A 23,477-nucleotide genomic window follows, 5' to 3' on the forward strand; every position below is an offset into this window, starting at 1 on the left:
CCGATGGCCGATGTCACCATGGCGCAGGCGCTCAACCGCGCGCTGCGCGACTCCCTCATGGCCGATCCCGACGTCGTCGTCTACGGCGAGGACGTCGGCCCGCTCGGCGGGGTCTTCCGGATCACCGACGGCCTGACGGCCGAGTTCGGCGAGCAGCGCTGCTTCGACTCCCCGCTCGCCGAGTCCGGCATCGTGGGCACCGCCATCGGCATGGCCATGTACGGGCAGCGGCCGGTCGTGGAGATGCAGTTCGACGCCTTCGGCTACCCGGCCTTCGAGCAGGTCGTCTCGCACGTGGCGAAGATGCGCAACCGCACCCGCGGCCAGGTGGGGCTGCCGATCGTCATCCGCATCCCCTACGGCGGCGGCATCGGCGGCGTCGAGCACCACAGCGACTCATCCGAGGCCTACTACGCGCACACCCCGGGCCTGCGGGTGGTCACGCCCGCGACCCCGGCCGACGCCTACTCGATGCTGCGCGAGGCCATCGAGTCCCCCGACCCGGTGGTCTTCCTCGAACCCAAGCGCCGCTACTGGACCAAGGCCGGACTCGACCTCCCCGTGCGCACCGAGCCCATGGACCGCGCCGTCGTGCGCCGCTCGGGCTCCGACGTCACCCTGATCGCCTACGGCCCGATGGTCGCCACCGCGCTGGAGACCGCCGACGCCGCCGAGGAGAACGGCATCGGCGTCGAGGTGGTCGACCTGCGCAGCCTCGCGCCGTTCGACGACGCGACCGTCACCGCATCGGTGCGCCGGACCGGGCGCGCCCTGGTCGTGCACGAGGCGGCCACGTTCGGCGGCTACGGCGCCGAGGTCGCGGCGCGCGTCACCGAGCGCTGCTTCCACTACCTGGAGGCGCCGGTGCTGCGCGTGGGCGGGTTCGACATCCCCTACCCGCCGCCCAAGCTGGAGCGGCACCACCTGCCCGGCGTGGACCGCATCCTCGACGCGATCGGGCGCCTGCAGTGGGAGTCCGAATGGGTGTCGCCGGACCAGCGGGATCCGGAGGGCGCCGCGCCGGTCGGCGCCGAGCACCCCGGCGAGACGTTCGCGCCGATCGCCCGCTACCGCATGGGGACGGGGGTGAGCTGATGAGCGCTCCGCGAGACGCCCGAACGGCGGTCCGGCACTTCGCACTGCCCGACCTCGGCGAGGGCCTCACCGAGGCCGAGATCCTGCACTGGCTGGTCGAGGTGGGCGACACCGTGGCCGTGGACCAGCCGGTGGCCGAGGTCGAGACCGCGAAGGCCGCGGTCGAGGTGCCCTGCCCCTATGGCGGCGTCGTCACGGCCCTGCACGGTGCGCCCGGTGAGACCGTCGCCGTCGGCGCGCCGCTGATCGGCATCGACACCACGGCGCCGGAGGGCGGCGGTTTCACCGAACCCGGCGTCGTCGTGCCGGAGGCCCGCGCGGCCGACCCGGCGGAGCACAACGGCGGGGGCAACGGCGCCACCGCCGGCGAATCCGGCTCCGGCGCGGTCCTCGTGGGCTACGGCACGGGCGAGGGCACGCCGCGCCGGCGGCGCGGCGGACGCGCCCTCGCGGCGGACGGGCCCCGGACAACGGCGTCCAGGGCTCCGTTCCCCGCCGCCCCGGTGCGGCCGGCGAGCGGCCGCACCCCGGTGGTGTCCCCGCTCGTCCGGCGCATGGCCCGCGAACACGGCGTCGACGTCGACGCGCTGTCCGGGACCGGCGGCGGAGGGCTGGTGCTGCGCCGCGACGTGGTCGCGGCGCTCTCCCGGCAGCGGGAGGCCGCCCGGGCCCGGCCGGAGCCGGCGGCGGCCGGGCGCGGCGAGGCCGAGCGCGTCCCGATGCGCGGGGCCCGGCGCGCGATGGCCGAGCGGCTGTCCCGCTCCCGACGGGAGATCCCCGAGGCCACGGTGTGGGTCGACGCCGACGCCACCGGCCTGCTGGCGCTGCGCTCGTCGCTCAACGAGGCCGATCCGGACCGGCCGGTGAGCCTGCTCGCGCTGCTCGCGAAGTTCTGCGTGCTGGGCCTGCGGCGCTTCCCCTCGCTGAACTCCCAGGTCGACGCCGAGCGCGGCGAGCTGGTGCGGTTCGCCCACGTGGACCTCGGCTTCGCCGCCCAGACGCCGCGCGGCCTCGTGGTACCGGTGGTGCGCGACGCCCACCGGATGAGCACGCGGGAGCTGTCCGCGGCGCTGGGCGAGGCGACCGCGTCGGCGCGCGCGGGCGGGCTGACCCCGGCGCAGCTCACCGGCGGCACCTTCACGGTCAACAACTACGGCGTGTTCGGGGTCGACGGGTCGGCCGCGATCATCAACCACCCGGAGGCGGCGATCCTCGGCATGGGCCGCGTCGTCAAACGCCCGTGGGTGGTCGGCGACGAGCTCGCGGTGCGCCCGGTCACCGAATTGACGCTGGCCTTCGACCACCGCGTCTGCGACGGCGAGGAGGCCGGGGGCTTCCTGCGCTTCGTGGCCGACTGCGTGGAACGCCCGGAGCTGCTGCTCGGCGACCTCTAGTAGCGCCGGGATCCGACCCGCGACAGGAAGGACGGCTTGCGGTGCCGGCCCGCGGTCAGAGCCGGGGCGAACCGGCGCCGCACCGCCAGGACCACCACCGTGAGCGCGGCGATGAGGGCGACCAGCACCGCGCCGGACAGCGCGGGCGACTCGTTGGCCATGAGATCCAGCGCCGGGTGGACCTGCTCGGACCCCGCCGAGTCCTCCCCGCTCTCCGGCACCGCCTGCTCCGGCGACGGGCTCCCCTCGCCGGTCTGCTGCGCGCCGTCGCTCCCGGGCTCCCCTGAGCCCTCGGCGCCCTCCGAGTCGGCGGAGTCGGCGGAGTCGGCGGGAACCTCGGCGTCGCACGGGTTCGAGGGGTCGCTGAACGGGTGCGGGGCGCCCGGCTCGCCGGCGCCGTCCCCCCACTCGGTGATGTGGTAGCTGACCTCGATGTGGCCGGCGCCGAAGCCCTCGACCCGGTAGCCGGATCCGTCCCAGGAGCCGCCGGTCAGCTCGGCGAAGGTCTTGCCGTCGAGGTCGAGCATGACGTCGCAGTCCTCGGAGGGGGCTCCGGGCCCCCGGTCGCCGATGAAGAACTCGGCCTTCTTGCCGTCGTACTCGATGTATCCCTCGGTCCCCAGCGGCCAGCTGGGGCTGGCGAACAGCCCCTTCTGCATGGGCTCGCCCGACGCGGGGGCCCCGGTGTCGCCGTTGATTCCGGAGCCGTCGTCCCAGAAGTAGGACGCCTTGGCCTCGCCGTGCAGCAGGACGTCGTCGGCGGTGTCGCCGGGACCGGTCTGTGGGTTCATGGAAGAAGGGGGGTCGAGAGCGGGGGCCGAGCCGAGACCGCGGCAGGGCCGCCGGGCGGGACCGTGTCCCGTCCGCTGCCGTCGGGGGCACGCCGCGGCCGGTCGGCCCGGGGCGTGCGGCGCGGTCACCCGTGGGGGCATCGGCCGAACCGATGAGGGGTGGTGCGGCGCGAGGGCGCGCGGCACCGCGCGTTCCGGGGTCTCGTGCTCCCGGAGCGCTTCGGCCGCGTCCGGGGCCCGGCACCGGTTCCGACCCGTCCCATCAGGGAAAGTCACGAACCGATCACGACGGACTCTAACCCACGAAAAGGTAAAACCGGAAACGACCCGGGTAAAATCACGGAGCGTGCGCATCCGGACACGTAGCACCGGGAGGCCGTGGCGGTCCCGACCCGGCGGGCGCCGAACCCCCCTGGCCCAGGGCCCGCAGGAACGGGATCGGCACCAGATCGCTGATGGGAGCGGATCGGTGTTGTCTTCAGGCCCTGCTGAGCCACTGGCGACCTGGTGGACCGTTGTCAGGCGCGAAGCGTCCGGCGACGCGAAAGGTCGCGGGATCACCGCCGTGCAGTTCCCCGGTCGCCTGTGGCGGGCGCCCGGCACGGATCGTGCGGCGTGCCCTTCCGCGCCGCCGGCGCGCTGACGGCAGCCTTACCACTCTTCCCATGATCATCCGATGATCCGGGTGTCCCACCTCCACTGAGATACACATCGGATCAATGACTCGGCACACTAGTTCGGGCCGCTCCACGGCAGGTCGCCGGTGCCCGTGACGGCGCTGAAGCGGGCCAGGTCCACCCAGCGCCGCCCGCAGCCGCATCGGCGGTAGCGCACGATCCCCTCGGAGGTGTAATGGGAGGACTCGACCTCGGCCTCGACGGCCTCCCGGCCACAGGCACCGCACGTGCCACAGTGCTCGACGCTCATGCCCACCAGCCTGATGTAATGGCCTTGTGCAATTCAACACTTACGGCGGCACCGGGGCGTTCCTGGCCGCCGATCTCGTCAACGCGACGGACCACGCCCCGGCCGCGCTGAGCGCCGTCCTGTTCAAGAACGAGATGAAGAACCATCGGGTGGACGCCGAGCAGGCGGAGCGGCTCGTCGCCTGGACCGCGCGGCTGCGCCCGGTCTTCGGCGAGACCGCGCCGGAGCGCCAGATCGAGACCGTCAACGCCCTGCTGAACGACGCCGCGACCTGCGTCCAGGTGTCCATGCACGACGGTCGCGCGCCGCACCTGCACTACGTCAGCGACACCAGCGACCCGGTGGAGCGGGTCCGCGCCGCCACCGCGGGCGGGCTGGCCGTCGCGATCTGCGGCGCGGGCGGGCACCGGCTGGGCCGCTGCGCGCGCACCGGCTGCGCCACCGTCTACGTCGACACCTCACGCGGCGGCCGCCGCAGGTTCTGTAGCGTGGCCTGCGCCAACCGCGTCAACGTCGCGGCGCACCGCGCCCGGGGGCGCTGAGTGGTCCGGATCACTCTGAGGACAGGAGGAATCACCATCGACACTCACCCCGGTCAATATCCGGTAACCAGTTTCCGGAAATCCCCATATCAAGGGCGAAGCGTTCTAAGATTTCGTTCCGAATAGCGAAACATAGAGCTCAATCCGAATCCGGAACCGTACGAGCTCCCGCGGCAGGGACCTTTCGCACCTCGTCCGCGACGGCCACCGAGAGCCTGCCTCGCTCTCGCGAACGGCGCGGGCGCCGTCCGTCCCCATGCCGCCGGGGGCGGGGAGGAGGCGTCATCAACCGCTTAAGGGCCTACATCTCGGAGCACACGAATCCACCGGTCTTCTTCATATCGGCGACCGTCATCGTCGTTTTCCTGTTTGCCGGTGTGCTCTTCACCGACGCCGTCAGCACCGGAGCCTTCGCCGCCCTCGATTTCATCGCGACCTACCTGGGCTGGTTCTACATCTTCGCGGCGACGGGCTTCCTCGTCTTCGTGCTGTGGATCATGCTGAGCCGCTACGGCAGCATCCGGCTGGGCCCGGACAGCTCCCGGCCGGAGTTCGGCACCACGGCGTGGTTCGCCATGCTGTTCACCGCCGGCATGGGCATCGGCCTGGTCTTCTACGGCGTGAACGAGCCGACCTACCACGCGGCCAACCTGCCCGAGGGCACGGAGGGCCTGTCCAATCAGGCACTGGCCGACCAGGGCATGAACTTCACCCTGTTCCACTGGGGCCTGCACCCGTGGGCCATCTACATCGTCCTCGGCCTGGCGCTGGGCTACTTCTGCTTCCGCAAGGGCCTGCCCATGCGCCCGGCCTCGGCGCTGTACCCGCTGATCGGCAACCGCATCTACGGCTGGCCCGGGCACATCGTGGACGTCCTCGCGGTCTTCGGCACCCTGTTCGGCCTGGCGACCTCGCTGGGCATCGGCACCCAGCAGATCGGCGCCGGCCTGGAGACGCTGTTCGGGATCCCCAACGTGACCTGGACCCAGATCCTGATCGTCGCGCTCATCACCGCCGTCGCGGTCGCGAGTGTGATGCTGGGCATCGACAAGGGGATCCGCCGGCTCTCGGTCATCAACCTCTGGCTGGCCGTGACCCTGATGGTGTTCGTCTTCGCCGTCGGGCCGAAGCTGTTCATCCTGACCGGTCTGGCCGACTTCACCGGCTACTACCTGCAGAACCTCGTCGGCACCAGCCTCACCGTCTACAACCCCAACACCCAGCCGGACGCGGCGAGCTGGCAGGCGGGCTGGACGCTGTTCTACTGGGGCTGGTGGATCTCCTGGTCCCCGTTCGTCGGGATGTTCATCGCGCGCATCTCCTACGGCCGCACCATCCGCCAGTTCATCGTCGGGACGCTGTTCGCGCCCGTCGGGGCCTCCATCGTGTGGTTCAGCGTGTTCGGCGGCTCGGGGATCTTCTACGACCTGTTCCGCGGCGCCGGCATCGCGGAGGCGCCGGCCGAGCAGGCGGTCTACCTGCTGCTGCAGGAGCTGCCGATCGCGGGAATCCTCTACACCCTCGCCTCGGTCCTGACCATCGTGGTGGTCGTGCTGTTCTTCGCGACCTCCTCCGACTCCGGATCGCTGGTGGTCGACATGCTGACCAACGGCGGCGACCCGCACCCGATCAAGCTGCAGCGCTTCTTCTGGGCCGTGACCGAGGGCCTGGTCACGATGGTGCTGCTGGTCATCGGCGGCGCGGCGGCGCTCGACGCGCTGCAGGCCGCCTCCATCACCGTCGGCCTGCCCTTCGCCTTCGTGCTCATCCTGGTCTGCTTCGGGCTGGCCAAGGCGCTGCGCGGCGACACCAGCGTCACCACCGTGTCCCGGTTGGGCCGCGGGGGCTTCCGCCCGGGAACGGACACGGGGACGGGAGCCGAGGAAGTGCAGGACAAGAGCAGTCCGGTCGGCGTGTCCGCGGCGGACAACCGCCCCGACTCGGCCCCCGGGTCCTCGGCGGAGAACCGCCCCGGCACGGACGGTGGACGGAAGTGACGGTACGGCCACGCGGGCGCACGCGCGCCGGCGGAAGGGAGTGAGCATGGCGGCACGCAGGAAAAGAGGCAACCCGTTCCACGGCGTCATGGACATGATGAGCGAGATGAACCGCATCTCCGACCACATGTCCAGCATGGACAGCGCCACCCAGACGCAGCCGCGCGGGTTCGCCGACGCCTGGAGCCCGACCACCGACATCTTCGCGCGGGGGACGGACCTGGTGGTCCGCAGTGAGCTCCCGGGGGTGGGGTCCGACGACGTGGACGTGACGTTCTCCCACGGCACCCTGACGATCTCCGGGGAGCGCCGGCGCGACGACGAGGGCATCGTCTACTACGCCAGCGAGCGCTTCTGGGGCGCCTTCCGGCGGGAGATCATCCTGCCCGAGGGAACCGGCGAGGAGGACGTCGAGGCAAACTTCGACGAGGGGCTGCTCGAGATCACGGTCCGCGGCGCCGCCGAGGCCGCCGGGCCCAAGCGGATCCGGGTCCGCAGCAAGAAGCGCTCCGAAGGCTAGGAGCCCCCTGCGCGGCTCCGCCGGGCGGGCCCGGGATCAGGTCACCCGGGCCCGCTCGGCGAACCGCGGGTCGCGCCACTCCCCCGTGCGCACGATCTCGGTCAGCGCCGTCGCGGCGTCGTGGACGTCCACGTGGCGCAGGTACAGGGGTGTGAACCCGAACCGCAGGACGTCGGGCGCGCGGAAGTCGCCGATGACGCCGCGGGCGATCAGCGCCTGCACCATCGCGTAGCCGTCGGGGTGGCGCAGCGACACCTGGCTGCCGCGCCGCCCGGCCTCCCTCGGGGTGACCAGTTCCAGCCCCGCCGGGGCGGTCAGCTCGATGAACAGGTCGGTGAGCGCCAGGCTCTTCTCGCGCACCAGCTTCAGGTCGGCGCGGCCCCACAGCTCCAGGCTCGCCTCCAGCGCCGCGGCGGCGATCAGCGGCTGCGATCCGCTCAGGAACCGGTCGGCTCCCTGGGCCGGCTCGTAGTCCCCGGTGAAGTCGAAGGGACGGGCGTGGCCGTGCCAGCCGGTGAGCGGCTGGCGTGCGGTGGCGTGGTGGCGCTCGGCCGCGTAGGTGAAGGCCGGAGCCCCCGGCCCGGCGTTGAGGTACTTGTAGGTGCAGCCGACCGCGAAGTCCGCGCCGCAGCCGGACAGTTCGATCGGCAGCGCGCCGACGCTGTGGCACAGGTCCCAGACCACCAGCGCGCCGTGCCGGTGCGCCAGCTCGGTGACGGCGGCCATGTCGCGCAGCGCCCCGGTGCGGTAGTCGACGTGGCTGAGCAGGACGACGGCCGCGTCGCCGGGCGCGAGCGCGGCCTCCAGCCCGTCGGTGTCGTCGGGGTCGACGAGCCGCTGCCCGGCGCCCTCGAACAGCTCCACGACGCCCTGGGTGATGTAGAGGTCGGTGGAGAAGTTCCCGGCCTCCCCCACCACCATCCGCCGGTCCGGGTTCAGCCGCAGGGCCGCGACCAGGGTCTTGAACAGGTTGGCCGACGTCCCGTCGCCGACCACGACCTCGTGCGGTGCGGCGCCCACCAGCGGGGCCAGCTTCGCGCCCAGCGTGCGCGGCTTGTCCCACCACCCGGCGTCGTTCCAGCTCCCGATGAGGCCGTGCCCCCACTCCTTCTCGATCAGCTCGGCGACCCGCCCCGGCGTGGCCTTGGGCAGCGCGCCCAGGGAGTTGCCGTCGAGGTAGACGACCCCCTCGGGCAGCGCGAACTCGTCGCGGAATCCGGCCAGCGGATCGGCGGCGTCCAGTTCGGCGCACGCAGCGCGGGTGAGGGGTGTCGCCGGCATCGCTCGCGTTCCTTTTCCAGAAGTGGGCACCGGGTCGTCCTTGAGACGCTGGTGTCGTGGGTCGCTGATTCGGTGAATCCTGTTCGCAGGGGCAGGGCACTCAGATCATCGAATGGAACCGGGGACGGCGGCAAGGCCGCCTCACCACTCACCGCTGCGGTCCTGATGATCTGACTGATTTTTGACGATCGGGTCCGCACAAGGGGTTGGCCGTCGCAGTGCGCGTAGCGCCGGCGGCACAGCAGGTCCGAGCCCTGGAATTCCCGCCTCGCCCCACGAACGCAGCAGTCGGGGCTCGGTGAGCGCCCTCCCCCACCGAAACACACGTCGAATCGACGACTCGGCACACTAGACGGCGGTGCGCAGGGACCACAGTTCGGGGAAGACGTCGGAGAGGGCCGCGCGGCTCAGCCACTCCAGCCCGCTGGATCCGCCCGTGCCCGGTTTGGCGCCCATCGCGCGCTTGACCGCCGTGAGGTGGCGCTGCCGCCAGCGGGTGACGTGCTCGGCGGTGTCCAGCAGCGCCTCGGCGAGGTCCAGCAGCTCGTTGCCGGGCCGGTCGTCGGCGTAGACCTCGGCCCAGGCCCGCTCGACGCCGGGGTGCGGCTCGTAGGGGCGGCTCCAGTCCCGCTCGGCCCGCTCCTCGGGCACCGGCAGGCCGCGCCGGTGCAGCAGCCGCAGCGCCGCGTCGTAGAGGCTCGGCTCGCCCAGCGACCGCTCCAGTCCGGCCCGCACATCGGGCATGGCCCGATGCGGGCGGACCATGGCCGCGGACTTGTTGCCGAGCAGGAACTCCAGGTGCCTGTAGGTGTAGGACTGGAACCCCGACGATTCGCCCAGGCCGTCGCGGAACCGGTTGAACTCGGTGGGCTTGAGCGTCGCCAGCAGCTCCCAGGAGTCCACCAGCACGTCCTGGGCGCCGCGGCCGCGCCGCAGCGCGGCGAGCGCGCCGGCCACGTCGTCGGCGTCCAGCGCGTCGCGGGCCTGCTCCCACTCGTGCCTGATGAGCGTGAAGAGCAGCTCCATGACCTGCGTGGCGATGATGAACGCCGTCTCGGCGGGCTCAGCGGAGCGCGGCCGCTGCAGGCCGAGCAGCGCGTCGATCCCGGCGTAGTCGACGTAGGGAGTGGGGCCGTCGTCTCCGAAGGAGAGCGTGGGCCGCCCGTGGTTGCGGTCGGCGCGGTCGGCTCGCTCGGCCGCCGCTGCGCGGCGGTCGGGACCGCGGGTCGCGGCCGGCGGGGGGACCATCGTGTACCTCTTCTCGTCCGGTGTCATCCCATCCGCGTGCGGTGGAGCACCATCATGGGCGAATCCGCACCGGAAACGGAATGCACATCGCATGCCCTTTGGCGCTTTCGACCTGTTTTCCATAATCGATTCGCCGATATCGGTTTATACTCGATAACCATGCCCGACATACTGGACTGGCGGATCCTCGAAGAGCTGCAGACCGACGGCCGGCTCTCCTACAACGAGCTGTCGCGCCGCGTGAAGCTGTCGGCGCCCGCCGTCGCCGAACGCGTGCGCCGCCTGGAGGAGCGCGGCGTGATCGCCGGCTACCACGCCCACGTCGACCCCGCGGCGGCCGGCCTGCCGGTGACCGCGCTGGTGCGGATGCAGTGCTACGGGCCGCTGTGCCTGCTGCGCGACGAGACCGCCACGCGCCGGCCGGAGATCCTGCAGTTGCACCGGGTCACCGGCGACGCCTGCTGCGCGCTGCTGATCGCGGTGCGCTCGATGGCGCACTTCGAGGAGGTCATCGACGCCCTCTCCGAGCACGGCAGGCCCTCCAGCACGATGGTGCTGTCGAGCCCGGTGTGGTGGCGCGAGGTGGCCCGACCCGACTGACGCCTCTCCCGACACCGGGCCCGAGCGGCCACCGACGCGACCGGCGCCCCGGCGACGTGCCTCGGCGCTGGGACCATGGTGGCGACGAGCAGTGACCGCGGCGGGCCCGGCCGGCCCGCTCCCGTCCGCCCTTGGAGTACCGACATGTCCGCGCCGCACCCCCGCAACCGGTTGTCCCTCACGGGGTACCTGTTCATCGCCCACGTGCTGCTGCTGACCGCGGCGCTGGGCATCACCGGCGCGCTGTGGATCGCCCAGCACGACCGCGACATCGACCGGCAGTACACCGAGCGGGTGCTGGCGATCGCCAGGTCGGTCGCCGTCCTGCCCGACATCCGCGCGGCGTTCGCCCTGGAGGACCCGGCCGCCGTGATCGACCCGATCGCCGACCGGATCAACACCGCGACGGGCGCCCAGTACATCGTCGTCGCCGACACCGACGGCACCCGCCACTCCCACGTCAACGACGCGCTGATCGGGCGGACGGTGTCCACGCCGCCCGGGCCGGCGGCGCGCGGCCAGGAGTGGACCGGCGTGCAGACCGGCACCGAGGGCCGCAGCGTGCGCGCCAAGGTCCCCGTGTTCGACGGCTCCGGCGGGGTCGTCGGCTACGTGTCGGTCGGCATCCTGGAGGCCGACGTCGACTCCGTGGCCGCCACCGCGCTGCCGGCCATCCTCGGCACGATCTCGGCCGTGCTGGTGTTGGGCGCCGGCGCGGCCTACGTGCTGTCGCGCCGGGTCCGGGCCAAGACGCACGGTCTGGAGCCGGCCGAGATCACCGCGCTGCTGGAGGGGCGCGAGGCTCTGCTGTACGGCGTGCGCGAGGGCGTGCTGGCGCTGGACGCGGAGGGCAGGATCACGCTGGTCAACGAGCCGGCCCGGGCGATGCTGGAACTGACCGGCGACCGCGAGGGCCACCGGCTCGACGAGCTCGGGCTCGACTCCCGGCTGCACGACGTCCTCTCCGGCGCCGACCCGGGCGCCGACCGGATCGTCCTGGTCGGCCCGCGGGTGCTGGTGTGCAACCGGATGCCGGTGCGCGTGCGCGGCCAGGACGGCGGCGCGGTCGTGACGCTGCGCGACCGTACCGAGCTGGACCGGCTGGCCGGCGAGCTCGACGGCGCCCGCACCCTCACGCGGGGGCTGCGCGCGCAGAGCCACGAGTTCGCCAACCGCATCCACACCGTTGCCGGCATGCTGGAGCTGGGCGCCTACGACGACGCGCGGTCCTACCTCGACGGGCTCTCGGCCGCGCACGCGCGCACCAGTACCGGCATCGCCGAACGCATCAGCGACCCCGCGCTGGCGGCGCTGGTGCTGGCGAAGTCGGCCCAGGCGGCCGAGCGCGGCGCCGAACTGCGGCTGTCGCCGCTGACCCGGATCGCCGAGCCGCTGCCGACCGAACTGCGCTCGGACCTGCTGCTGGTCGTGGGCAACCTGGCCGACAACGCGCTGGAGTCGGTGGCCGGCGCCGGGCCGCGGGGCTGGGTGGAGCTGATGGTGCTGCGCCACCCGGCCGGCGAGGAGCTGCCGCACGACCTGGTGGAGGTGCGAATCGTGGACTCCGGGCCGGGGGTCGATCCGGCGATGACCGCCGAGATCTTCGCGTTCGGCTTCACCACGAAGGTGGCGCGCGACGGCGGATCGCGCGGTCTCGGGCTGGCCCTGGTCCGCCAGACCTGCGAGAGCAGAGGGGGCGAGGTGTGGGTGGAGAGCCCGGACGGCTCGGACGCCCCCGACGCCGCCGAGTTCTCCGCGTTCACCGCCTATCTGCCGGTCGTCGAGACGGCGGCGGGGGCCGGGGCGGGGGCGCGATGATCCGGGTACTGATCGTCGACGACGACGCGCGGGTGGCGCACAACCACCGCGAACTCGTGGAGTCGCTGACCGGGTTCACCGTGGTCGACGTCGCCCACACGGCGGCGGCCGCGCTGGCGGGCGTCGAACGGGACCGGCCCGACCTGGTGCTGCTGGACCTCTACCTGCCCGACGACTCCGGGATCTCGGTGCTGCGCGCGCTGCGCGCGCAGGCCGGCCCGGCCACGGCGGACCCGGTGGACGTGCTGGTCATCACGGCGGTGCGCGACATCGAGCAGGTGCGCGCCGCGCTGCACGGCGGGGCGGTGCACTACCTGCTCAAGCCCTTCCCCCTGACGGCGCTGCGCGACCAACTGGAGCGCTACGCCGCGGCCCGCCGACGGCTGACCCGGGTCGAGGAGGCCACCCAGAGCGACGTCGACCGGCTGTTCGGGCTGATGCGCCCGGTCTCCCCGCAGTCCCTGCCCAAGGGGCTGACCCCGGCGACGGCCGAGCTCGTGGCCGACACGCTGCGCGCCGCCGAGTCCGACCTGTCGGCCGCCGAGGTCGGCGAGCGCACCGGCGTGGCCCGGGTGACGGCGCGGCGCTACCTGGAGCACCTGTGCGCCGACGGCCGCGCCGAGCTGCGGATGCGCTACGGCTCCACCGGCCGCCCCGAACACCGCTACCGCTGGGTGCGGTGAGGAGCGGTCATTCGTCCGTGGGAAACTCCGAGGTGTCGAGCTCGAAGCCGAACGGTTCGGGCACGGTGACGGCCTCCCCGAAGGGGACCCGCTTGATGGTCCGGTACGTACCGCCCTCCGGTTCGGAGAACAGAGTGACGGTCGGCCCTTCCTCGTCCCAGCGGTCGGCGAGCAGGTAGAGGGGCACGGGGCCGTGCGCGTAGCCCCAGCGTTTGGCTTTGCGGTCGGTGTCGGCATTGCGTTTGGACGTGACCTCGACGACGATGAGCGCGTCCTCCGCTGAGTGCTCCTCACCGCGTTTGGTCAGAGGCCTTGGAAGTATGACCAGATCAGGGATGTAAAGCTGACCGAGCAACGGGATCCGGACGTCCGTGTTGTTGTAGATCCCGCAGCGGGGCAGACCAACTCCTCCCCGCGCCTTCACCTCGTGCAACTGGTCCTGTATGCACGCCACGATCTCGTTGTGGCCGCCTTTGGGCGGAGGCACCAGAGTGATTCCCTCTCCGATGATCTCGGCCCGCCAACCATCGGGCACGCCCAGCTCTTCCCAGGCGCGCAGCAGGACGTCCCAACTGGAATCGTTCTCGATCGCAGCAATGCTCATCGCCGCGTCACCTCCCGGAGACCGAAAGTAGCCGAACGGAGATCCGCCCGTGGGTGTTTTCAGGGTAGGCCGCGCGCCCCGGGCCCCGCGGTCGCCTAACGTCGAGGGGGTGAGCATCCTCATCGATCCCCCGGCCTGGCCCGGGCCGCGCGGCCTGCTGTGGTCGCACCTGGTCAGCGACGTCTCCTACGCCGAACTGCACGCGTTCGCCCGCCGGCTCGGCGTGCCGCAGCGCGGGTTCGACCGCGACCACTACGACGTGCCGGAGACGCTGCACGCGCGCGCCGTCGAGCTGGGCGCGCTGGAGGTGTCCAGCAGGACGATCGTCGCCCGGCTGCACGCCTCGGGGCTACGACGGCGCAAGGTGGGGCGCATCCTCGTCTGAGGGGGCCGACCGGGCCAGCTCGGCCGTGAGGTTGGCGCGGGCCCGCTCCTCCCAGCGGGCGCGCGCCGACGGCGTGCGGTAGAGCGCGGGCCGGTCGAGCAGGCCCCGCAGCACCGCGGCCCGGCCGGCCCGGAAGTCCGCGTCCCCGACGTGGGCGTACTCCTCCCGGACCGCCTCGGCGTAGGCGGCGTAGTCTTCGGGGGCACGGCCCAGAACGGCGAGGTCGGCGTCGCACAGCACCTCGGCATCGGCGTCACCGGGCTCGGGGGTGTGCCCCGCGGTGACGCGCACCAGGCGGGCGACCTCCAGCGCCCGCCGCGCGGTCAGCCCGCAGCGCGGCAGCAGCCGTTCGGCGAGCCGGGCGCTGCGCTCCTCGTCGGTGCCGGGCTCGCCCTGGTACACCGCGTCGTGGAACCATGCGGCGTAGCGCACCGTCGCGGCGTCGGCCGCGGCGTCGGCCAGCTCGTCGACCGCGGCGAGCACCGCGCGCAGGTGGTCGAGCGTGTGGTACCTGCGGTGCGGCTCGGCCCAGCGGGCCAGCAGCTCCGCCCCCACGGCCGCGGCCTCGCTCCCGGAGCCCGCGAGGCTCCGCCAGGCATCGGACAGATCCGGCCGCGTCGGCGACATCCCCATTCTCCCCTCCCTGTCACTGCCGTCACGCTGCGCGCGAGCGCAGAGTTGGGCAATACCCACCGGTCCGCCGGAATATCCGGGTGACCGGCGAGTAGCAATCGCTCGGGACCGGATTTCGCGGCCGGGCGCTCATGGCCGGCGCATCCGGCGGCAAGGTGCGTAACCGGGGCGGTGCCGGGTACTGCCCTCCTAACGGTCCGCGAAGCAAAGGCGCGAGTCGGGGAGTCGCACCGTGGGCGAAGTCGTGCAGAACATCGGGATCGTCCTGCTGTTCATCGTCATCGGCGGCTTCTTCGCGGGGTCGGAGATCGCGCTGATCTCGCTGCGAGACTCCCAGGTGCGCGGCATGGCCGCTCGGGGCGGGCGCGGGCAGCGGGTCGCCAACCTGGCGGCCGACCCCAACCGCTTCCTCTCCGCGGTCCAGATCGGTGTGACGCTCGCGGGCTTCATGTCGGCCGCGTTCGGCGGCGCCGTGCTCGCCCCCTACCTCTCACCCCTGCTCGTCGCCATGGGCCTGCCGGAGGGCGCCGCGGGAACGGTCGCGCTCGTCGTCATCACCCTGATCACCTCTTATGTGTCACTGGTGATCGGTGAGCTCGTGCCCAAGCGCATGGCCCTCCAGAGAGCCGAGGGCATCTCACTGATCGTGGCACCCGTCCTCGACCGCATCGCGTCACTGGCGCGCCCGGCCATCTGGCTGCTGTCGGTGTCGACCAACCTCGTCGTCCGGCTGCTCGGCGGCGATCCCAGGGCCGACCGGGAGGAGATCACCGAGGAGGAGGTGCGCGACATCGTCGCCGAGCACGAGAGCCTCGGCGCGGACGAGCGCGGCATCATCTCCCGGGTGTTCATCACCGCCGACCGACCGCTGCGCGAGGTCATGGTGCCGCGCACCGAGGTGAATTTCATCGAGGCCGGGACCTCCATCGACGAGGCCGCGCGCACGGCGTTGACCAGCGAGTTCTCCCGGTTCCCCGTCTACGACGGCGGCTACGACCGGGTGATCGGCTTCGTGCACGTCCGCGACCTGCTCCAGCGGTCCTCCGAAAGCGGAGACGCGAGCGTCCGCGGCATCGTCCGCGAGGTCCCGTTCCTGCCGTCGACCAAGCAGGTTCTCGACTCCATGACGGAGATGCGCGGCGGCGGCCACCACATGGCGATCGTGCTCGACGAGTACGGCGGTACGGCGGGCATCGCCACGTTGGAGGACCTGGTGGAGGAACTGGTCGGCGAGATCCGCGACGAGTACGACCGTCCTGAGAAGGGCGTGCGGCACCTGCAGGACGCGTCGATCGAGGTGTCGGGGCTGCTGAATCTGACCGAGTTCGCGGAGCAGACCGGCCTGCGGCTGCCCAAGGGGGCCTACGAGACGGCCGCCGGCTACGTCATGACGGCGCTCGGCCGGGTGCCCTCCGTCGGCGCGTCGGTCGACACTGAGGAGGGCCACCGCCTGACGGTCGCCGAGATGGACGGCCGCCGCGTGGACCGCATCCGGGTGACCCCTCCGGCGGAGGGGGACGGACGGGTGCCCGCCCGTCCCGACGCCCCGGCGGAGTGACGCGCCGCGCGGCCGCCCGGCGGGTTCTTCGCGGTCAGGCGCTCACCCTGCGCATCGATCGGGTGCCCAGGACGACGGCGATGAGCGCGATCGCGACCGCCACGCCGGTTCCGACCAGGACGGCCGGCTCGGTGAGGTCGCCGGCGAACAGGGCGCGCTCGGCGTCGACGACGTGGCTGATCGGGTTGGCCCGGGAAATCGTGGAGAGCCAGCCGGGCGCCATGTCCATGGGCAGCAGCACGCCGGACAGCAGGATCAGCGGCATGATCACCGTCTGCAGCAGCCCGGCGAAGAGGTACTCCTGCCTGAGCAGCATCGCCATCACGTAGGACAGGATGCCCAACCCGATGCCGAGGACGGCGAGGAGCAGCAGCCCGGCCGCCACGCCCAGCGGGGAGACCCGCAGCCCCAGGGCGGTGACCACCGCGATGACCAGGACGGCCTGGACCAGCAGTACGACGACGTCGCGGGACACCCTGCCGAGCAGCAGCGCCACCCGGCTCACCGATGTGGCCAGCAGCCGCTCGTGCGCGCCGGAGCGCAGCTCGGGCAGCAGGCCGAAACCGGCGAACGCGGTGCCGAACAGGCCGAGCATGACCACGATCCCGGGCACGAACCACTCCCAGGAGGCCGCCCCGGAGGGGCCCGGCATCCCCGAGAGCAGGGGTCCGAACAGGGCGAGGTAGAGCACGGGCTGCAGCATGCCGAAGACGATGACGGCGACGGGGTTGCGCAGGGTGGGCCGCATCTGCCGGACGAAGACGATCCCGGTGTCGCGCAGGACGTTCATGGCTTCTCTTTCGTCTCTTTCGTGGTTTCGCGGGACGTGGGCGAAAGTGCGCTACTCGGCGCCTTCGCGCAGGCTGCGGCCGGTCAGGGTGAGGAAGACGTCGTCGAGCGTGGGGCGCTGCACCTGGGCGGTCAGCAGCCGCACCCCGGCGCCGTCGAGGGCGCGCAGCAGCTCGGGCAGGGCCGCGTCGCCCCGGTCCGCGCGCAGGCTCAGCGCCGCCCCCTCCACGGTGACCCCGTGTGCCGTGGGCAGCCGCCGCGCCACCTCGGCGGCGAGCCCGGCGGCCCGCTCGGTGTCGGTGGCGACCGTGACGAGGTCGCCGGAGACCTTGCCCTTGAGCTTGTCGGGCGTGCCGTCGGCGATGACCCGGCCGTGGTCGATGACGGATACCCGCCCGGCCACCGTGTCCGCCTCGTCGAGGTAGTGCGTGGTGAGGAAGATCGTGGTGCCGTGCTCCGCGCGCAGCCGGGCGATGTGGTCCCACAGGTTGGCGCGGCTGTGCGGGTCCAGGCCGGTGGAGGGCTCGTCCAGGAACAGCAGCCGCGGGCGGTGGATGAGCCCCATGGCGACGTCGAGGCGGCGCCGCTGGCCACCGGAGAGCCTCTCGGTCACCCGGTCGGCGACGGCGGCCAGCTCCAGCGACTCGATGAGCTCGTCGGCGCGCGTCCGCGCCTGTGCGCGGCCCAGCCCTTGGCAGCGTCCCTGGGTGCGCAGCTCGTCGCGCACGCGCTGGTCGGTTCCTGCTCCGTGCCCCTGGCCGACGTAGCCGATGCGGCGGCGCACGCCCACCGGGTCCGCGCGCACGTCGCGGCCCGCCACGGTCGCGGTGCCGGAGGTGGGCGCGAGCAGCGTGGTGAGCATGCGCAGAGCGGTGGACTTCCCCGCGCCGTTGGGACCGAGGAAGGCCACCAGCTCACCGGCCTCGACGTCGATGTCGAGGCCGCGCACGGCCTCCACGGTCCTGCCCTCGACCCGGAAGTGGCGGGTCAGTCCCTGAGTGTGGATCATCGGCGCTCCAGTATTCAAACTTGAATAGCGGGTCAAGGATGCCCGCGGCCGGATGGATAGTCAAATTTGAATACCGGGGTCCGGGCCTCCGCGTCGGTGAAAGAAGGCGGGGCCGCTCCGGTGCCGCGCCCGGAGCGGGGCGCTCAGAGGCCGTTCGGGAGCGCGCCGGGCGCGCCGAACTCCGCACCGGGGTCGTCGGCCATGGTGTAGGCGCCGGCCTCCAGGCGCTCGATGAGCCCGCGCGTCCAGCCGACCGCGGCCTCGACCTCGGAGACCCACAGCCCGAACAGCTCCTGGACGTGCTCGGGCTTGCCCCACGGGTCGCTGTTCTTCAGCATCGACCGCAGGTTGTCGCGTTCGGCCTCCAGCGCCCGCAGCCGGAAGCCGAGCAGCAGGACGACGTGGGCGCGCGGGCGGGCGCACATGAAGGTGACGCCGGCCCCCAGCAGGTCGGGCTTTGCGTCGGCCCGCATGAGCGCGTCGTCGAGCAGCCGCAGGAACTCGGTCTCGCCGGCCTCGGTCAGCTCATAGACCGTCGGCTCGGCCCGGTCGCCGCCGTCACCGTCGCCGTCCCCGGTCGCGCTCAGCATCTCCTTCTTGGTGAGCTGCCTGAGCGCGTGGTACACCGAACCGGTCTTGGTGTTGGCCCACTTTTCGACGCCCCAGGACATCAGCTCGCGCCACACCTGATAGCCGTTGGCCCGACCGTGAATGCGCACCACGCCCAGGACCAGCAGCCGCGTCGCCGACATCGTCTCCCCTACTTCACGACCGCGAAAACCCCCTTCAGACTAGACCGCCCCCGGCCCGGGGCCGCCCGGGGCGGCCCCGGGTCGACGAAAGTCGGTGCCCCCGCCCCGCGCCGACCCGCCGAAAGACAGGTGCGCGCGACGTCGATCGCCCGATGTGGCGGATCCCGCCCGATCCCTACGGTCGTATCCGACGACGACACGAGAAGGGCGAAGGCATGATCAGTCTTCGAGGATTGACCAAGCGCTACGGGGACAAGACCGCGGTCGACGACCTCACCTGCGAGATCGCTCCGGGCAGGGTCACCGGGTTCCTCGGCCCCAACGGAGCGGGAAAGTCCACCACCATGCGCATGGTCCTCGGCCTGGACCGGCCCACCTCCGGCCGGGCCTCGGTCAACGGCAGGCACTACGCCGAGCTGCGCCACCCGCTGCGCGAGGTCGGCGCGCTGCTGGACGCCAAGGCCGTCCACCCCGGCCGCAGCGCCCGCAGCCACCTGCTGGCCATGGCCCGCAGCAACGGTGTTCCGGCGCGCCGCGTCGACGAGGTCCTGGAGACGGTCGGCCTGACCGAGGTGGCGCGCAAGCGCGCCGGGTCGTTCTCGCTGGGGATGGGCCAGCGGCTGGGCATCGCCGGGGCGCTGCTGGGCGACCCGGGCGTGCTGATGTTCGACGAACCGGTCAACGGCCTGGACCCCGACGGCGTGCGCTGGGTCCGCGGCCTCATGCGCTCACTGGCCGCCGAGGGGCGCACCGTCTTCGTCTCCAGCCACCTCATGAGCGAAATGCAGGAGACCGCCGATCAGCTGCTCGTCATCGGCAGGGGCCGGCTGATCGCCGACGCACCGCTGGAGGAGGTCATCACCGGCAGCTCGCTCAACGCCGTCCGGGTCCGCAGCCCGCGGGCCGGGGAGCTGCGGGAGCAGCTCGCCCTGGCCGGAGCGCGGATCGAGCAGCCGACCGAGCAGGAGCTCATCGTCACCGGAACCACGATCGAGCGGATCGGCGGCATCGCCCACCAGGCCGGCGTTCTGCTGCACGAGCTCAGCCCCCGCTCGGCCTCCCTGGAGCAGGCCTACATGGAGCTGACCGCATCCAGCGTGGAGTACGCAGCCCCGGCCCCCGACCGCGGCACCGCCCCCGACCAGCCCAGGAAAGCGCAGGTGTAGCACATGACCACCACGATGACCCCCCGGGACGGCCGCCCGCGCCGCGACGCGGGCGCCCCCGCGAGCGGCGGGGGCCTGCCCGGCGCCGTGACCGCCGAATGGACCAAGCTGTGGAGCCTGCGCTCCACCTGGATCTGCATCGGTTTGACGCTGCTGCTCAGCGTGGGCGTGGCCTGGCTGATGGGGTACTCGCTGCACGAGAGCGGCCGGGCGACCGCCATGACCGCCAACGGGCTCACCCCGACCGCGATCGCGCTGCCGCAGTTCGCGATCATCACGCTCGCCTCGCTGGTGGTGACCGGTGAGTACGCGACCGGGGCGGTGCGCACCACGCTCACCACCGTTCCCCGGCGCGGCACCGCGCTCGCCGCGAAGGCCGTCGTGCTCACCGCCACGGCGTCGCTCACCGGTGCGGCGGTCGGGCTGGCCTGCTACGCGATGGGCGCGCTGATCTTCGGCCCCGACCTGGTGTTCGAGGCCGCCGACCTCGCCCGCGGCGTGCTCGGCACCGCGCTCTGCCTGGCGGCGCTCTCACTGCTCACCCTGGGCCTGGGCACGGCGCTGCGCAGCACCGCGGGCACGGTGACCGCGGTGATCGGCCTGCTGCTGGGCGTACCGATGATCGCCCAGGTCGTCGGCAACCGGACCCTGCTGGAGATCGTCGACCACACGCCCAACGCGGCGAGCCAGGTCGTGCTGAGCGGGATGACGGACCCCTACTCCACGGGCCTGGGCGTCACGCTGCTGCTGGCGTGGGCCGCGGCCGCCCTGGCGGCCGGCTACGCCGTGCTGCGCGGACGCGACGCCTGACGGCGCCCGACCCGCCGATCTTGACCTTGGGTTTCACCCTCGGCCCCGGGACGGAGTAGGCGCGCGGGTGGGCCCCTTCCACCTCGACCCCAGGGGGTCTTCAAGCCCAGCCCCAGGAGGGACGGCGTGCGGGTGGGCGATTCTCTCGCGTGGCCGCCGGGCCCGTGGACGGAAAATCGCCCTCCCGCGCGCGAAGCGCACGCCGACACCGTGGGCACAGACCGACACCGCGGTTTCGGCCCGGCGCCCGCACAGGCGGCGTGGGCGGCGCGGCGCCGGGGCGATCCCTGTCAAGGGCCTACGGCCACACGAGAGGATCGCCCGGTCACCGCGGACCCCTCCTTCGGCTGAGGCTTCACAACCCCCGATGGTCGAGGTCGAAACTCACGGTCGAGATCGGCGGGAGGACCGTTGCGAACCCCGGGAGGCTCATTCGCCGGGGACCAGCCCGGCCTCGTGGGCGACGATGGCGGCCTGCACCCGGTTGCGCACCCCCAGCCGGTTCAGGATGGTGCTGACGTAGCTCTTGACGGTGCCCTCCACCAAATGGAGGCGGCGCGCGATCTCGGCGTTGGACAGCCCGGCGCCCAGCAGCGCCAGCACGTCGCGCTCGCGGCCGGTGAGCTCCTCGGTCCGGCGCCTGGCCTCGGCGCCGCGCGACATCCGGCCGCCGCTCAACTCGGTGATGACCCGGTGCGCGACCTTGGGCGAGAGGAAGGCCGCCCCGTCGGCGACCGCGCGCACGCCCGCGATCAGCTCGCGGGGGTCCCCGGCCTTGAGCAGGAACCCGCTGGCCCCGTCGCCGAGCGCCCGGGCGATGTAGTCGTCCTCGCCGAACGTCGTCAGGATGGCGACGGCGGTCTCGGGCACCGCGCGCCGGATCTCCGCCGCGGCGGCCAGCCCGTCGAGCCTGGGCATGCGGATGTCGACCAGCGCGACGTCGGGCCGGTGGGCGCGGGCCAGCTCCACCGCCTCGCGCCCGTCCGCGGCCTCGGCGACCACCTCGATCCCCGGATCGGCTCCGAGGATCGCCCGCACCCCCGCGCGGATCATGGCCTCGTCATCGGCCAGCAGGACCCGAATCATCCGTTCCTCTCCTTCGTTTCTCCCGTGCGCGTCGAGGTACCGCAGCATCTTGGCGGGGCGGGGCCGTGGAGGGTCACGGCGCCGGGTCCGGGATCGATGCCGTGATCGGCGGCAGGGCGTCCTTGGCGACAAGTTCGCCACCGGAGAGGCAGATCCGGTAGATGTCGGCGTCGGTGTCGAAGAAGTCGGGCGTCGAGCGGTAGTGGCGGCATTCGGCGCCCTCGGGCTCCGGCGGCGCGTCGTCGCGGAGCGGGACGGTGTGCTCCTGCGGCGGCAGCACGTCCTCGACGGAGGCGCGGTCCTGGCCCACGCGCAGCGAGGCGTAGTCCTCGGGGGACATCGCGCTGACGAACGACTGGTACAGCATGATCACCAGCCCTCCGGCCATGAGCAGCGCCCCCGCGGCCACCGGGAAGCCGACGAGCGCGATGAGCCCCCAGCGGACCCTGCGCTGCGCTCTGCGGTAGTGGTCGGCGATCTCCGACCACTCCTCGCCGCCCGTGCGGCCGGCATGGCCGGCGGCGGCGGTGTCGGTCTCCTCGGGGTGGACCGGCAGCAGCGCGGTGACGGCCCAGCCGCCGTCCCGCTCGCCCGCCTGGAAGGTGCCGCCCGCCAGGCGCACGCGCTCGCGCAGCCCGATCAGCCCGCGCCGCCCCCGCGCCCCCACGGGCAGCGGGCCGGCGGGCGGGGGCTCGTTGACCACGCTGACCAGCGTCTCCTCGGGGCCGTGCACCAGCCGGACCACGACGGCGGCCCCCGGCGCGTGCTTGGTGGCGTTGGTCAGGGCCTCCTGCACGACGCGGTAGGCGGCGCGGTCGGCCATCGGCGGCAGCTCGGCCGGTTCGCCCTCCCGGAGCAGGATCACCTGCAGCCCCGAGTTCCGCGCCCGCTCGACCAGGGCGTAGACGCCCTCGCCGACGGGTTCCATGGGGACCTGCTCGGAGTCGTCGCGCAGCACCCCGATGATCTCTCTGAGGCGGTCGGTCGCCGTGGTGGCGCTGACCCGCAGGTCGGCCACTGCCGACCGGTGCCGCTCGTCCAGGTCCGGCGTGACCTCCAGGGCCCCGGCCCGCAGCGCGATGAGGCTCAGTTCGTGTCCCAGGGAGTCGTGCATGTCGTGGGCGATCCGCGAGCGCTCCCGCAGCCGGGCCTGGTCGGCGATGATCCGCTGCTCCCGCTCCAGCTGCCCGGCCCGCTCCCAGCCGGCCGACATCAGTTCCAGGTGCTGGCGGCGGTACCTGCCGACCAGCCACAGGAACACGATGGTGAACATGAGCATGCTGACGGACCCGACCCAGGCCCTCGGAGCCCACGGCGTCAGCAGGACGCCCACCGCCCCGATCGCGCCGAACGCCAGCAGGGCGGGGCGCGCGGTCGCCGTCCTGCGACCGGCGAGGTAACTCATGACCATCATGAGCAGCGAGAACCAGGCGGCCCAGAAGGAGACCGGCACGGAGACGAGCAGCGCGACCAGCGGATAGGGCCGGCTGAGGGCCACGGTGACCGCCACGGCGGCGAGCGCGGCCGCGCACTCCAGCACGACCGCGGCCGGCCCGGCGTTCCAGTGCCGCATCCCCAGTTCCAGCGCCGCCGGAATCCACACGAACAGGCCGAGCAGGACGTCCTTGAGCACCGCGCCCCGGGTGGGCCGACCGCTCAGCGGACGCAGCGCCCGCACGCACGACCGCACCGCGGACGCCACCGACAACTCCATGGCCCCCGACGCTACAGTCCGCCGACGTGCGGCGTTACCGACGAAAGTCAGGGATCGCCCTGCCTTCGGCCGGGG

General features: G+C 72.7%; 23 protein-coding genes. 12 read left to right on the plus strand and 11 right to left on the minus strand.

The genetic code is table 11. The features are described 5' to 3' along the window. Window positions 1–3: 3 nt before the first annotated feature. A complete protein-coding gene (locus HDA32_RS19930) occupies window positions 4–1,095 on the plus strand; it encodes an alpha-ketoacid dehydrogenase subunit beta (protein ID WP_179644659.1) in 1,092 nt (363 codons plus the stop codon). Next, the gene (locus tag HDA32_RS19935) at window positions 1,095–2,489 is read left to right on the plus strand and encodes a dihydrolipoamide acetyltransferase family protein (protein WP_179644660.1); all 1,395 of its coding nucleotides are present in this window, start codon (window positions 1,095–1,097) and stop codon (window positions 2,487–2,489) included. The genes HDA32_RS19930 and HDA32_RS19935 overlap by 1 nt, the downstream gene beginning before the upstream one ends. Here HDA32_RS19935 and HDA32_RS30900 read toward each other — a convergent pair. Together HDA32_RS30900 and HDA32_RS19945 are read right to left on the minus strand one after the other, a co-directional pair. Next, window positions 2,486–3,280: a hypothetical protein gene (locus tag HDA32_RS30900; protein ID WP_246334425.1), complete on the minus strand. Its 795-nt coding sequence runs from the start codon at window positions 3,278–3,280 to the stop codon at window positions 2,486–2,488. The two genes, HDA32_RS19935 and HDA32_RS30900, sit on opposite strands and share 4 nt — an antisense overlap. Window positions 3,281–4,012: 732 nt before the next feature. Continuing rightward, window positions 4,013–4,207 carry a hypothetical protein gene (locus HDA32_RS19945; protein ID WP_179644661.1) on the minus strand — a complete coding sequence of 65 codons (195 nt, stop codon included), beginning with the start codon at window positions 4,205–4,207 and terminating at the stop codon, window positions 4,013–4,015. Window positions 4,208–4,233: 26 nt separating this feature from the next. Here HDA32_RS19945 and HDA32_RS19950 point away from each other — a divergent pair, with 26 nt between their 5' ends. The 3 genes from HDA32_RS19950 to HDA32_RS19960 all read left to right on the plus strand — a co-directional run bounded on the left by HDA32_RS19950 (window position 4,234) and on the right by HDA32_RS19960 (window position 7,266). Continuing rightward, window positions 4,234–4,749, plus strand: coding sequence for a CGNR zinc finger domain-containing protein (locus HDA32_RS19950; RefSeq protein WP_179644662.1), 516 nt, complete (start codon window positions 4,234–4,236; stop codon window positions 4,747–4,749). 377 nt (window positions 4,750–5,126) lie between these two features. Further along, a complete protein-coding gene (locus HDA32_RS19955) occupies window positions 5,127–6,746 on the plus strand; it encodes a BCCT family transporter (protein ID WP_376766974.1) in 1,620 nt (539 codons plus the stop codon). A 46-nt stretch (window positions 6,747–6,792) separates the two neighbouring features. Further along, window positions 6,793–7,266, plus strand: coding sequence for an Hsp20/alpha crystallin family protein (locus tag HDA32_RS19960; protein ID WP_179644663.1), 474 nt, complete (start codon window positions 6,793–6,795; stop codon window positions 7,264–7,266). A 36-nt stretch (window positions 7,267–7,302) separates the two neighbouring features. On the opposite strand, the gene kynU is transcribed toward HDA32_RS19960, so the two are convergent. Together kynU and HDA32_RS19970 are read right to left on the minus strand one after the other, a co-directional pair. Further along, on the minus strand, window positions 7,303–8,547 hold the full coding sequence (gene kynU / locus HDA32_RS19965) for a kynureninase (RefSeq protein WP_179644664.1): 1,245 nt from the start codon (window positions 8,545–8,547) through the stop codon (window positions 7,303–7,305). Between the two features lie 348 nt (window positions 8,548–8,895). Continuing rightward, window positions 8,896–9,795, minus strand: a complete 900-nt coding sequence (locus HDA32_RS19970) for a tryptophan 2,3-dioxygenase (protein WP_179644665.1) — start codon at window positions 9,793–9,795, stop codon at window positions 8,896–8,898. Window positions 9,796–9,954: 159 nt separating this feature from the next. Here HDA32_RS19970 and HDA32_RS19975 point away from each other — a divergent pair, with 159 nt between their 5' ends. The 3 genes from HDA32_RS19975 to HDA32_RS19985 all read left to right on the plus strand — a co-directional run bounded on the left by HDA32_RS19975 (window position 9,955) and on the right by HDA32_RS19985 (window position 12,896). After that, window positions 9,955–10,395: an Lrp/AsnC family transcriptional regulator gene (locus tag HDA32_RS19975; RefSeq protein WP_179644666.1), complete on the plus strand. Its 441-nt coding sequence runs from the start codon at window positions 9,955–9,957 to the stop codon at window positions 10,393–10,395. Window positions 10,396–10,539: 144 nt separating this feature from the next. Continuing rightward, the gene (locus HDA32_RS19980; RefSeq protein WP_179644667.1) at window positions 10,540–12,213 is read left to right on the plus strand and encodes an ATP-binding protein; all 1,674 of its coding nucleotides are present in this window, start codon (window positions 10,540–10,542) and stop codon (window positions 12,211–12,213) included. Next, the gene (locus tag HDA32_RS19985; RefSeq protein ID WP_179644668.1) at window positions 12,210–12,896 is read left to right on the plus strand and encodes a response regulator; all 687 of its coding nucleotides are present in this window, start codon (window positions 12,210–12,212) and stop codon (window positions 12,894–12,896) included. Before HDA32_RS19980 ends, HDA32_RS19985 begins: the two co-directional genes overlap by 4 nt. A 7-nt stretch (window positions 12,897–12,903) precedes the next feature. Here HDA32_RS19985 and HDA32_RS19990 read toward each other — a convergent pair whose 3' ends face one another. After that, a complete protein-coding gene (locus HDA32_RS19990) occupies window positions 12,904–13,500 on the minus strand; it encodes a Uma2 family endonuclease (RefSeq protein WP_179644669.1) in 597 nt (198 codons plus the stop codon). Between the two features lie 109 nt (window positions 13,501–13,609). Here HDA32_RS19990 and HDA32_RS19995 point away from each other — a divergent pair, with 109 nt between their 5' ends. Continuing rightward, window positions 13,610–13,885, plus strand: a complete 276-nt coding sequence (locus tag HDA32_RS19995; protein WP_179644670.1) for a DUF4031 domain-containing protein — start codon at window positions 13,610–13,612, stop codon at window positions 13,883–13,885. On the opposite strand, the gene HDA32_RS20000 is transcribed toward HDA32_RS19995, so the two are convergent. Next, window positions 13,850–14,518 (minus strand): HD domain-containing protein, encoded by a 669-nt coding sequence (locus tag HDA32_RS20000; RefSeq protein ID WP_218882536.1) that lies wholly within the window; start codon window positions 14,516–14,518, stop codon window positions 13,850–13,852. The two genes, HDA32_RS19995 and HDA32_RS20000, sit on opposite strands and share 36 nt — an antisense overlap. Before the next feature lie 232 nt (window positions 14,519–14,750). Here HDA32_RS20000 and HDA32_RS20005 point away from each other — a divergent pair, with 232 nt between their 5' ends. Then, entirely contained in the window at window positions 14,751–16,076 is a 1,326-nt protein-coding gene (locus tag HDA32_RS20005; protein WP_179644672.1) for a hemolysin family protein, read from the plus strand. A gap of 34 nt (window positions 16,077–16,110) precedes the next feature. Here HDA32_RS20005 and HDA32_RS20010 read toward each other — a convergent pair whose 3' ends face one another. The 3 genes from HDA32_RS20010 to HDA32_RS20020 form a co-directional block, all read right to left on the minus strand. After that, window positions 16,111–16,866 carry an ABC transporter permease gene (locus tag HDA32_RS20010; protein ID WP_179644673.1) on the minus strand — a complete coding sequence of 252 codons (756 nt, stop codon included), beginning with the start codon at window positions 16,864–16,866 and terminating at the stop codon, window positions 16,111–16,113. A gap of 51 nt (window positions 16,867–16,917) precedes the next feature. Continuing rightward, window positions 16,918–17,874, minus strand: coding sequence for an ATP-binding cassette domain-containing protein (locus HDA32_RS20015; protein WP_179644674.1), 957 nt, complete (start codon window positions 17,872–17,874; stop codon window positions 16,918–16,920). 143 nt (window positions 17,875–18,017) lie between these two features. Further along, on the minus strand, window positions 18,018–18,626 hold the full coding sequence (locus HDA32_RS20020) for a PadR family transcriptional regulator (RefSeq protein WP_179644675.1): 609 nt from the start codon (window positions 18,624–18,626) through the stop codon (window positions 18,018–18,020). Between the two features lie 215 nt (window positions 18,627–18,841). On the opposite strand from HDA32_RS20020, the gene HDA32_RS20025 reads away from it, so the two are divergent. Both HDA32_RS20025 and HDA32_RS20030 read left to right on the plus strand, forming a co-directional pair. Then, window positions 18,842–19,792 (plus strand): ABC transporter ATP-binding protein, encoded by a 951-nt coding sequence (locus HDA32_RS20025; RefSeq protein WP_179644676.1) that lies wholly within the window; start codon window positions 18,842–18,844, stop codon window positions 19,790–19,792. A gap of 3 nt (window positions 19,793–19,795) precedes the next feature. Next, on the plus strand, window positions 19,796–20,602 hold the full coding sequence (locus HDA32_RS20030; RefSeq protein ID WP_179644677.1) for an ABC transporter: 807 nt from the start codon (window positions 19,796–19,798) through the stop codon (window positions 20,600–20,602). Window positions 20,603–21,031: 429 nt separating this feature from the next. Here the strand turns inward: HDA32_RS20030 and HDA32_RS20035 are convergent, their stop codons facing one another. Next, window positions 21,032–21,688 carry a response regulator gene (locus HDA32_RS20035; protein ID WP_179644678.1) on the minus strand — a complete coding sequence of 219 codons (657 nt, stop codon included), beginning with the start codon at window positions 21,686–21,688 and terminating at the stop codon, window positions 21,032–21,034. Between the two features lie 73 nt (window positions 21,689–21,761). Next, window positions 21,762–23,402, minus strand: a complete 1,641-nt coding sequence (locus HDA32_RS20040; protein ID WP_179644679.1) for a sensor histidine kinase — start codon at window positions 23,400–23,402, stop codon at window positions 21,762–21,764. Between the last annotated feature and the right edge of the window lie 75 nt (window positions 23,403–23,477).

The organism is Spinactinospora alkalitolerans, assembly GCF_013408795.1.
Lineage (GTDB): Bacteria > Actinomycetota > Actinomycetes > Streptosporangiales > Streptosporangiaceae > Spinactinospora > Spinactinospora alkalitolerans.

Excerpts from the sequence above, each read along its gene's own strand:
- HDA32_RS30900 (WP_246334425.1), bottom strand. The coding sequence starts at position 3,280 with ATGAACCCACAGACCGGTCCCGGCGACACCGCCGACGACGTCCTGCTG.
- kynU (WP_179644664.1), bottom strand. The coding sequence starts at position 8,547 with ATGCCGGCGACACCCCTCACCCGCGCTGCGTGCGCCGAACTGGACGCC.
- HDA32_RS20010 (WP_179644673.1), bottom strand. The coding sequence starts at position 16,866 with ATGAACGTCCTGCGCGACACCGGGATCGTCTTCGTCCGGCAGATGCGG.
- HDA32_RS20040 (WP_179644679.1), bottom strand. The coding sequence starts at position 23,402 with ATGGAGTTGTCGGTGGCGTCCGCGGTGCGGTCGTGCGTGCGGGCGCTG.
- HDA32_RS19945 (WP_179644661.1), bottom strand. The coding sequence starts at position 4,207 with ATGAGCGTCGAGCACTGTGGCACGTGCGGTGCCTGTGGCCGGGAGGCC.
- HDA32_RS19970 (WP_179644665.1), bottom strand. The coding sequence starts at position 9,795 with ATGGTCCCCCCGCCGGCCGCGACCCGCGGTCCCGACCGCCGCGCAGCG.
- HDA32_RS19975 (WP_179644666.1), top strand. The coding sequence starts at position 9,955 with ATGCCCGACATACTGGACTGGCGGATCCTCGAAGAGCTGCAGACCGAC.
- HDA32_RS19935 (WP_179644660.1), top strand. The coding sequence starts at position 1,095 with ATGAGCGCTCCGCGAGACGCCCGAACGGCGGTCCGGCACTTCGCACTG.
- HDA32_RS19980 (WP_179644667.1), top strand. The coding sequence starts at position 10,540 with ATGTCCGCGCCGCACCCCCGCAACCGGTTGTCCCTCACGGGGTACCTG.
- HDA32_RS20030 (WP_179644677.1), top strand. The coding sequence starts at position 19,796 with ATGACCACCACGATGACCCCCCGGGACGGCCGCCCGCGCCGCGACGCG.
- HDA32_RS19930 (WP_179644659.1), top strand. The coding sequence starts at position 4 with ATGGCCGATGTCACCATGGCGCAGGCGCTCAACCGCGCGCTGCGCGAC.
- HDA32_RS20020 (WP_179644675.1), bottom strand. The coding sequence starts at position 18,626 with ATGTCGGCGACGCGGCTGCTGGTCCTGGGCGTGGTGCGCATTCACGGT.
- HDA32_RS20035 (WP_179644678.1), bottom strand. The coding sequence starts at position 21,688 with ATGATTCGGGTCCTGCTGGCCGATGACGAGGCCATGATCCGCGCGGGG.
- HDA32_RS20000 (WP_218882536.1), bottom strand. The coding sequence starts at position 14,518 with ATGGGGATGTCGCCGACGCGGCCGGATCTGTCCGATGCCTGGCGGAGC.
- HDA32_RS19990 (WP_179644669.1), bottom strand. The coding sequence starts at position 13,500 with ATGAGCATTGCTGCGATCGAGAACGATTCCAGTTGGGACGTCCTGCTG.
- HDA32_RS20025 (WP_179644676.1), top strand. The coding sequence starts at position 18,842 with ATGATCAGTCTTCGAGGATTGACCAAGCGCTACGGGGACAAGACCGCG.
- HDA32_RS19960 (WP_179644663.1), top strand. The coding sequence starts at position 6,793 with ATGGCGGCACGCAGGAAAAGAGGCAACCCGTTCCACGGCGTCATGGAC.
- HDA32_RS19985 (WP_179644668.1), top strand. The coding sequence starts at position 12,210 with ATGATCCGGGTACTGATCGTCGACGACGACGCGCGGGTGGCGCACAAC.
- HDA32_RS20015 (WP_179644674.1), bottom strand. The coding sequence starts at position 17,874 with ATGATCCACACTCAGGGACTGACCCGCCACTTCCGGGTCGAGGGCAGG.